Raw genomic sequence first — 8825 nt, 5'->3', positions numbered from 1 at the left:
GCCGCCCGCCTACGGCGCCCCGGCCGCGCCGCCCGCCTACGGCGCCCCGACCCCGCCGCCCGCCTATGGCACCCCGACCGGCCCGCCCGCCTATGGCGCGCCCGCGACTTCACAGCCGGCAGCCTATGGCGCCCCGTACGCGGGCTACGGCACGGAGCCCGCCACGAAGCAGCCGATCCTGAGCATCCTGGCACTTGTCGCCGGAATCGTCGGTATCCTCGGCGCACCGGTCGGCTTCATCCCGATCGTGGGCGGTATCCTTGGACTCTTCATCCCGGCCGCAGCCGTCATCCTGGGTTTCCTCGGCAAGTCGAAGGAACCGAGGGCGAAGGGGTTCTGGCTGACCGGCCTCATCACCGGTTTCATCGGCGTCGGCCTGGCCCTCATCAGCATCGTGGCCTGGGCCGTGCTCTTCGCCAGCGTTCCCAGCGACTACTCCACGTTCTGAGCCGGAGCTGGCGACACCGATGGCTGGGGAGTACCGGGACCGGTCCCGCGATGACCAATTCCGGTTAGACCTCACCCGGCCGTCGGCGCCCGTCGAGGGAGAACTGGACTACGCGTCCACCATCACGGCTCCCACCGAATGGGTGCCCTACGTCTACACCGACAGTGAACTCAGCGCCCGCTCCGGCCGGGGCGGGCTGTCCGTTGCGGCACTCATCTTTGGGCTGCTCGGACTGGGCATCGCCGTCTTCGGGGTGTGGGGTGCTGCACTGTCCCTGGCCGCGGTCGTCCTGGCAGTCATGGCCCGCATCACCGAGCGGCACCCCGGTGCCCTGTGGGCCTACGGGCTGGCCACCGGTCTGGCCGGCCTGGTCCTGGCTGTCATCTGGGTTCTGATCGTCATGCGGGCCCTGACGTTCGTGCCGGGCTGAACTCGGCGGCGGCGACGTCAGTCGATCGGCGCAACCCGTTCCACCAGAAGGGCGACCCGCTGCCCGGCCGCGCGGGTGAGTATCAGCGTGCCGGACTCCGGCCCCTTGAGTTTCAGCCTGGTGCGCAGGGTGGCGGGATCGACGTCGACGCCCCGCTTCTTGATTTCGAGCGTGCCGATGCGGCGCTCCTGCAGGGCCAGCCGCAGTTTCCTCTCGTCGACCGGCAGCAGCTCCAGCACCCGGAACGCGGTGGCGAAGGGCGTGCGCTGCAGCGTCGGGGAGGTGAGGTAGGCGATGGCGTCGCTCAGCATCCGTGCGTCGAGCGAACGGGCCAGGTCGCCGATCAGGCGGGCACGGATGATCGCACCGTCCGGCTCGTAGACGTAGTCACCCAGAACACCCACCGGGGCATCCTCGCTGTCGCCGGGTGCGGTCAATTCGTGGGTCCCGGTTCGGCCCAGTACGAGGGCGGAGCGACGGATGCCGGCACGGGCCAGCGCCCCGAACCACAGTCCCATCTCCACGAGCTTGCCGTCCACGGACACCCACTGCGCCTCGGCCGCCGCGGGGATGAGGTCGCGGTCGTGCCCCGGACCGAGCTTGACGCCGATGGGCAGCCGCTCGCTGAGGCCGAAAACGAAGTCGAGATGCGGGGAATAGTCCTCGGGGCGGGTGAGGCGCTTGGTATTGGCGTGCCCGGCGGTGCGGCGGGCCGGGTCCAGCCAGGCCGCGTCGAAGCCGGCCAGGTCCACGTCTTCCGCGGCCGAGTGCAGCACGCTCGCGTTCTCGAACGGGGCCAGGTTGTAGCTGGCGACCGTCGCGGTCACCTCGTCGGCGTCCACCGCCGTCACGGTGAGATCCATCGCGGCCAGCGCCATGGCGTCGCCGCCGATCCCGCAGCCGAGGTCGACGACCCGGTTCAGGCCGGCGCCGGCGAACCGGCCGGCGTGCAGGGCGGCCACGCGCAGCCGCGTGGCCTGCTCGAGCCCGGCATCCGTGAAGAGCATGCGCCCGGCGAACTCGCCGAATTTGGGCACAGCCTTGGCGCGCAGCCTCGACTGGCCGAGCACGGCGGTGACCAGGTCGGGGCTGTGGCCGGCCTTGCGCAGGTCGCTCACCACCCGCACGACATCGGCGGTCGCATCGTACGGCGGCAACGAGTCCAGCAGGCGCAAACCACCCGGCGACAACAGCTCGACGAGCTCTGAGCGTTCCATCGTGCAAACCTATCAACTCAGGCGCATCTGGCACTCACGTTGCGTGAGTGCCAGATGCGCCCTAAACTCGACTTAGCACTCTCGCTGTGAGTCTGCTAACTATGTCTTAGCTAAGAAAGAGGTCAACCGTGTCGGTCTCCATCAAGCCGCTCGAGGATCGCATCGTCATCAAGCAGGTCGACGCAGAGCAGACCACCGCATCAGGTCTGGTCATTCCTGACACCGCCAAGGAAAAGCCCCAGGAGGGCGAAGTTGTCGCAGTCGGCCCCGGCCGCATTGACGACAACGGCAACCGCATCCCGCTCGACGTCGCCGTCGGCGACAAGGTGATCTACTCCAAGTACGGCGGAACCGAGGTCAAGTTCGGTGGCGAGGACCTCCTCGTGCTGTCGGCTCGCGACGTGCTCGCAGTCGTCGTTCGCTAGTCTCACGAACTGATTGATAGAATCCCGGATGGCCTGGCCATCCGGGATTCTTCTTCGTTAAGAAAGGCGCATCCGTGGAGCAAGGTCCGTCCTCACCTGGCACACCCCGAGGGGGCCGGGCAGCCCGGCCGGTGCGGTCGGAGCAGAGCAAGGGCCTGATCTACGCGATCCTCGCTTACGCCCTGTGGGGCATGCTGCCGCTTTTCTTCCTGCTGCTTTCCCCGAGCGGCGCCTTCGAGATCGTCGCGTGGCGGGTGCTCTTCTCCCTCGTCTTCTGCGCGCTTCTGATCACCGTCACCCGCAAGTGGCGTGCGTTCCTCGGCCTGCTGCGACGGCCCCGGATCGTGTTCACCATGGGGCTGGCCGGGCTGCTGATCTTCGTCAACTGGCAGACCTACGTTTTCGCCGCGCTGAGCGGCCACGTTGTCGAAGCCGCGCTGGGCTACTTCATCAACCCGATCGTCACGGTGTTCCTCGGCGTCCTTCTGTTGGGGGAGAAGCTCCGCCTGCTGCAGTGGGTGGCCGTGGGCATCAGCCTCGGGGCCGTGGTCGTGCTGACCGTCGGCTACGGATCGTTGCCGTGGGTGTCGCTGGTCCTCGCCTTCTCCTTCGGCTTCTACGGCCTGATCAAGAAACGGGTGGGCCGCGACGTCGACGCCGTCGCCGGGCTCACGCTCGAGACGATCTGGCTGGCGCCCATCGCCGTGGTTCAGCTGATCGTGGTGGCTTCGATCTCCGGCCTCACCATCGGCACCCTGTCGACCTGGCACACGCTGGGGTTGCTGGCGACGGGGATCGTGACCGCCGTCCCGCTCCTCTTCTTCGCGGCGGCGGCCCGACGTCTGCCGTTGACATACATGGGCCTGATCCAGTACTTCGCTCCGATCCTGCAGTTCCTGGTCGGCGTCTTCGTGCTCCGGGAACCGATGCCGCCCGAACGCTGGGTCGGTTTCGGCCTGGTCTGGGTGGCCCTGATCGTTCTCACCACGGACATGGTCCTCAGCGGTCGCGCTCCCCGGCGTGCGTCCCTCGAACCCGCGTGAGCCGGGTTACGCTCGGTGGCGCACCTCGTACGCGAAAGGACAACCGGATGCGCGCTGCTTCGACCCCCGTCAGCCTGATCGCAGTGGTTGCGTGCGTGCTGCTGCTCTCCGGTTGTGCGCCGCAGGTGACGCCAACCGTCGCCGCAACGCCTTCTGCCGCCCCCGCCGTGATCGAACCGACCGGCGACGGGACCGTGCGCATCGGCACCCTGTTCCCGATGACGGGCGATGCTGCCGCCAGCGGAGCCGCGCAGGTGGCCGGATCCGAACTGGCGGCCCGGGAGATCACCGAGCAGGGCCGGGTGCTCGGCACTCCGATCGAGCTCATCCACCGTGACTCCGCCGTCGCCGCGGCGGACTCCCTGACCGACCTGCTCACCCGGGGCGTCGACGTCGTGCTCTGGGACGCCACCATTCCCTTCCCGGACGACCTGGCCGCCGCGATCGCCGCAGCGCCGGTCACGCTGCTGGCACTCGGTGATTTTGCGAACGGCGGCACGCCCCTGGAGGCCGGGGAGGAATTCGCGGCGCGCCTGCGCACCCTCGACCCCGGGCTGACGGCCACCGCCGGCGGCGGGGAGGCCTACGACGGGGTTGTCCTGACCGCGCTCGCCGCTGCCCGGGCCGGCGACGACGGGGGAGCCTCGATCACGCTCGGGATGGACCAGGTCAGCACGGGGTCGGTGAGCTGCTCCTCCTGGGGAGAATGTGCGGCCGCGATGGCCGATGCGCAACAGATCGCCTATGCGGGAGTCACCGGCCGCCGATCGTAACGATTGGGTCTGCGTTACACGGATGTAACACGGTTGCCTTGTTTCGTGCGATCCCTGTCAATAATGTGACAGAACGGTAGTCAATCGACCGCTGTCATTTCTCATTCTCTACTCCCAAGGAGCAACATGAGCGTATTCGCGAAGGCCTCGGCCTCCCGCTCAGTCCGGGCAGTCGTCACTGGAGTCGCCATGGTCGGCGTCAGTGCACTTCTGCTCACCGGATGCAGCAGCAACGCTGCAGATCCGGCTGAATCGGAAGCCCCCGCCGCGAGCGGAGACGCCCAGGCCATCAAGGCCGGCGACCGCGACCTGACCCTGAAGATCGGCACCATCCTTCCCCAGAGTGGCGCCCTGGCCTTCCTCGGCCCGCCCGAAGAAGCCGGCGTCGCGCTGGCCGTCAAGGACATCAACGACGCGAACCTCGGAATGACCGTCGAGGCCATCTTCCGTGACTCCGGCGACACCACGACGGACACCGCCACCGGTTCGGTGACCGACCTTCTTTCGCAGGACGTCTCCGCGATCATCGGTGCGGCGTCCTCGGGTGTGTCCAAGACCGTGATCGACCAGATCACCGGCGCCGGTGTCGTGCAGTTCTCCCCGGCCAACACCTCGGCGGACTTCACGAAGTACGCCGACAAGGACCTCTACTGGCGCACCGCCCCGTCCGACCTGCTGCAGGGCGAGGTTCTGGGCACCCAGATCGCCGAGGACGGCAAGAGCACCCTCGGCCTGATCGTGCTCAACGACTCCTACGGCACCGGCCTGGCCGAGTCCACCACCGCGGCCTTCGAGGCTGCCGGCGGCGAGGTCGTCGCCACGTCGCTGTTCAACGAGGGTGACTCCAACTTCGCGGCCCAGATCTCCGAAGTGACCGCCGCCAACCCGGACGCGATCGCGCTGATCACGTTCGACCAGGCCAAGGTCATCACCCCTGCACTCGTCGGCTCCGGTTACCCCGGTGGCAACCTCTACTTCGTGGACGGCAACCTGGCCGACTACAGCAAGGACTTCGACGCCGGCATCATCACCGGAGCCAAGGGCACCCTGCCGGGTCTCGACGTGGGAACCCTCGGTGACTTCACCGACCGTCTTCTGGAAATCGACCCCACCCTGACCGACTTCAGTTACGCGGCCGAGTCCTACGACGCCGTCATGCTCGTGGCGATGGCGGCCTTCGCGGGCAACGACGTCTCGGGTGAGTCCATCTCCAAGTACCTCCGCCAGGTCTCGGGCGGAACCGGCGACGGCGAGACCGTCACCGACTTCGCGGCAGCTGCTGAAGCTCTCGTGGCCGGCGACCAGATCGACTACGACGGCTTCTCCGGCCCGGTCACGTTCGACGAGAACGGCGACCCGACCGAGGCAACCATCGGCGTCTACGAGTACATCGAAGACAACACGTACAAGCGCATCAACTAGTCAGTGATCAGTTGCTGACTGATCCCTGACACGTGAAGGGCCCCGACTTCGGTCGGGGCCCTTTTCGTGCGCCCAGCGCCGCCACAGGGCCCGCGGCGACCCCGGCATCCGTCGCTCGTGCCCCTCGCGCCCCCGCGACCCTCGCGACGTGGCGCACCCTGTGGAAGCGGGCGCACGTTCTACCCTGCGCCCGCTTCCTAAACCTGCGCCGCGCGCCCCGCTCGCATCCGGCACCTTCGGTCGAGTTCGCATGGCGCACGTGGCGAAGTCGATCGGAACCGTCGAACTCGCACCGGGCACGTCGCACCGGGCACGTCGCCCCGGGCACGCAGAAGCGGCGCCCGAGGATCTCGGGCGCCGCTTCTGTGTGCAGGTCGTGCGGTGTCGTGCGGTTGTGCAGTTGTGGCTAGTCGTCCTGGCCGAGGGTGCCGAGGTAGAGACCGATCACCTTGGGATCGTTCAGCAGCTCCCGTCCGGTGCCCGTGTAGGCGTCGCGGCCCTGGTCGAGCACGTAGCCGCGGTCGCAGATCTGCAGGCAGCGGCGGGCGTTCTGCTCCACCATGATGGTGGTGACGCCGGCCTTGTTGATCTCCTTGACGCGCAGGAAGGCCTCATCCTGACGCACCGGGGAGAGCCCGGCGCTCGGCTCGTCGAGCAGCAGCACGTGCGGGCCCATCATCAGTGCGCGCGACATGGCCACCATCTGGCGTTCGCCGCCCGACAGCGACCCGGCACGCTGCTGCAGCCGCTTCTTCAGCTCCGGGAAGATCTCGGTGACGAATTCGAGACGCTCGTGCAGGCCCTTCGGCTTCAGGAACATTCCCATCTCCAGGTTCTCCTGGATGGTCAGGGTGGGGAAGACGTTGTTCGTCTGCGGCACGAACCCGACACCCTTGGCGACGAGCTTGTTCGCCTTGAGGTTGGTGATGTTCTCACCGCGCAGCAGGATCTCACCCTCCCGCACCTTGACCTGGCCGAAGATCGATTTGAGCAGCGTGGACTTGCCGGCGCCGTTCGGGCCGATGATCCCGATCAGCTCGCCGTCGTAGGCGGTCAGGGAGCAGGCGTTGAGGATGTTGACGCCCGGCAGGTAGCCGGCCGTCACGGTCTTGACCTCGACGACGGGCTGCCCGGTGGGTGCGTAGGCCGGTGCGGCGGCAGGGCTAGTGTTCGTCACTCGAGCAGCTCCTTAATGGCTTCGACATGTTCTGATTCGGCGGCCGGATCCTCGCCGAGGTCCTCGTCGTGGTGCTGGCCCAGGTAGGCGTCGATCACGGCGGGATTGCGCATCACCTCGTGCGGGTCGCCTTCGGCGACCACCCGGCCCTCGGCCATGACGATGACCCAGTCGGCGATGTGGCGAACCATGTGCATGTCGTGCTCGACGAACAGCACCGTCATGCCCTCTGATTTCAGGTTCAGGATGTGGTCCAGCAGCGACTGCGTCAGTGCCGGGTTCACCCCGGCCATCGGCTCGTCGAGCATGACCAGGCTCGGCACGCTCATCAGCGCCCGCGCCATCTCGAGCAGCTTGCGCTGCCCGCCGGAGAGGCTGGCGGCGTAGTCGTCCTTCTTGGCGTCGAGTTTGAACCGTTCGAGGATGTCGATGGCCCGAGCCTTGTTCGCCTCCTCCTGCTTGCGCCAGAAGAAGGGGAAGATCGCCCGGAACAGGTTCTCTCCGGCCTGGCCCTTGGCGCCGAGCAGCATGTTGTCCATGACCGTCAGCAGGCCGAGGGCCTTGGTGAGCTGGAAGGTGCGCACCTGGCCCATCCGGGCCACCTTGAAGGCGGGCATGCCCGAGAGCGGGCGGCCCTCGAACGTCCACGAACCGGTGTCGGGCTTGTCGAATCCGGTGAGCAGGTTGAACAGGGTCGTCTTGCCGGCCCCGTTGGGCCCGATCAGAGCCGTGATGGCTCCGCGGGGGATTTCCACGTGGTCGACATCGACGGCCTTGAGCCCGCCGAAGGTGCGGCTCACGCCGTCGGCCACCAGGATCGGGTCGCGCTTCTTGCAGCCCGGTTCGGCCTCGCCGATGTGCAGGTCGGTCGACTTGATCGGCTTGTTGCTGGGAACGGTGTTATTTGACAAAGGCCAACTCCTTTTTGTTTCCGAAGATGCCCTGCGGTCTGAAGATGACTATGAGCATGATCGCCACTCCCACCAGGATGAAGCGCAGCTGGCCGGCCTGGATGCTGGTCATGAACGGAATCCAGCCGGCTTCCACCGCACGGGCGATGAACCCGGAGAAGAAGGAGAGCAGCACCCAGAAGACCATCGAGCCGATGACCGGCCCGAGGATCGTCGACGCGCCGCCGAGTAGCAGGATCGCGTAGATGAAGAACGTCAGAGACGTCTGATAGTTCGAGGGCACCACGGCACGGGGGAGCACGAAGATCATGCCCGCGATCGTGCCGAACGCGCCGCCGAGGATCAGGGACTGCATCTTGTAGGAGTAGACGTTCTTGCCGAGCGCGCGCACGGCATCCTCGTCTTCACGGATTCCCTTGATCACGCGACCCCACGGGCTGCGCATGATCTGCCAGGTGAACAGGCAGGCGAGAGCCACGATCGACCAGGCCACGATGCGCAGCCACCAGTCGTACTCGTTGTACTCGAAGGGGCCGAAGCCGTAGCGGCCCTCGGGGATGGGGTTGAGGCCGGCGAAACCGCCCTTGTACCCGCTCAGCCCGTTCGCGGAACCGGTGATGGCCTGGAACGTGTTCGTCGTGAACAGGAGGCGCACGATCTCGGCCGCGGCGATCGTCACGATCGCCAGGTAGTCCGCCCGCAGGCGCAGGGTCGGAATACCCAGGATCAGGGCGAAGATGACGGATGCGCCGATCCCCACCAGCACGGCACCCCAGACGGGGAAGCCGAAGCTGAGGGTGGAGATGGCGAACCCGTAGGCGCCGAGGGCCATGAAGCCGGCCTGGCCGAAGTTCAGAAGGCCGGTGTATCCGAAGTGGATCGCCAGCCCGAGCGCCGCGAGGGCGTAGGCGGCGGTGGTCGGGCTGATCAGCTCGACGGCTGCGTTGCTAAAGATTGCTCCCCAGTCGATCATCGGATG

Annotated in this window: 10 protein-coding genes; 6 read left to right on the top strand and 4 right to left on the bottom strand. The window is 67.1% G+C overall.

What is annotated here, in order from left to right:
• Together E3T49_RS16100 and E3T49_RS04505 are read left to right on the top strand one after the other, a co-directional pair.
• Positions 1-448: hypothetical protein (locus E3T49_RS16100; protein ID WP_166785466.1), on the top strand; the 448-nt coding region annotated here is incomplete at its 5' end.
• A gap of 19 nt (positions 449-467) precedes the next feature.
• The gene (locus tag E3T49_RS04505; RefSeq protein ID WP_134423766.1) at positions 468-878 is read left to right on the top strand and encodes a hypothetical protein; all 411 of its coding nucleotides are present in this window, start codon (positions 468-470) and stop codon (positions 876-878) included.
• A 17-nt stretch (positions 879-895) separates the two neighbouring features.
• Here the strand turns inward: E3T49_RS04505 and E3T49_RS04500 are convergent, their stop codons facing one another.
• Entirely contained in the window at positions 896-2095 is a 1200-nt protein-coding gene (locus E3T49_RS04500) for a class I SAM-dependent methyltransferase (RefSeq protein ID WP_134423765.1), read from the bottom strand.
• A 128-nt stretch (positions 2096-2223) separates the two neighbouring features.
• Here E3T49_RS04500 and groES point away from each other — a divergent pair, with 128 nt between their 5' ends.
• From groES to E3T49_RS04480, 4 genes are all read left to right on the top strand, one after another.
• Complete coding sequence (gene groES / locus E3T49_RS04495) at positions 2224-2520, top strand: co-chaperone GroES (protein WP_066597535.1); 297 nt, start codon at positions 2224-2226, stop codon at positions 2518-2520.
• A 131-nt stretch (positions 2521-2651) separates the two neighbouring features.
• Positions 2652-3563, top strand: a complete 912-nt coding sequence (gene rarD, locus E3T49_RS04490) for an EamA family transporter RarD (RefSeq protein ID WP_241972644.1) — start codon at positions 2652-2654, stop codon at positions 3561-3563.
• Between the two features lie 47 nt (positions 3564-3610).
• Positions 3611-4336 carry an ABC transporter substrate-binding protein gene (locus tag E3T49_RS04485; RefSeq protein ID WP_134423764.1) on the top strand — a complete coding sequence of 242 codons (726 nt, stop codon included), beginning with the start codon at positions 3611-3613 and terminating at the stop codon, positions 4334-4336.
• Positions 4337-4462: 126 nt separating this feature from the next.
• Positions 4463-5758: an ABC transporter substrate-binding protein gene (locus E3T49_RS04480; RefSeq protein ID WP_134423763.1), complete on the top strand. Its 1296-nt coding sequence runs from the start codon at positions 4463-4465 to the stop codon at positions 5756-5758.
• A 406-nt stretch (positions 5759-6164) separates the two neighbouring features.
• Here the strand turns inward: E3T49_RS04480 and E3T49_RS04475 are convergent, their stop codons facing one another.
• The 3 genes from E3T49_RS04475 to E3T49_RS04465 are packed head-to-tail and all read right to left on the bottom strand — an operon-like array spanning position 6165 to position 8816.
• Positions 6165-6935, bottom strand: coding sequence for an ABC transporter ATP-binding protein (locus E3T49_RS04475; protein WP_134423762.1), 771 nt, complete (start codon positions 6933-6935; stop codon positions 6165-6167).
• Positions 6932-7846 carry an ABC transporter ATP-binding protein gene (locus E3T49_RS04470; protein WP_134423761.1) on the bottom strand — a complete coding sequence of 305 codons (915 nt, stop codon included), beginning with the start codon at positions 7844-7846 and terminating at the stop codon, positions 6932-6934. The genes E3T49_RS04475 and E3T49_RS04470 overlap by 4 nt, the downstream gene beginning before the upstream one ends.
• On the bottom strand, positions 7836-8816 hold the full coding sequence (locus tag E3T49_RS04465) for a branched-chain amino acid ABC transporter permease (RefSeq protein ID WP_134363397.1): 981 nt from the start codon (positions 8814-8816) through the stop codon (positions 7836-7838). Before E3T49_RS04465 ends, E3T49_RS04470 begins: the two co-directional genes overlap by 11 nt.
• Positions 8817-8825: the final 9 nt, after the last annotated feature.

Source organism: Cryobacterium cryoconiti (assembly GCF_004403065.1).
Taxonomy (GTDB): domain Bacteria; phylum Actinomycetota; class Actinomycetes; order Actinomycetales; family Microbacteriaceae; genus Cryobacterium; species Cryobacterium cryoconiti.
The sequence above is the reverse complement of the archived record's forward strand: the minus strand, read 5'-3'. Positions and strand labels throughout refer to the sequence as shown.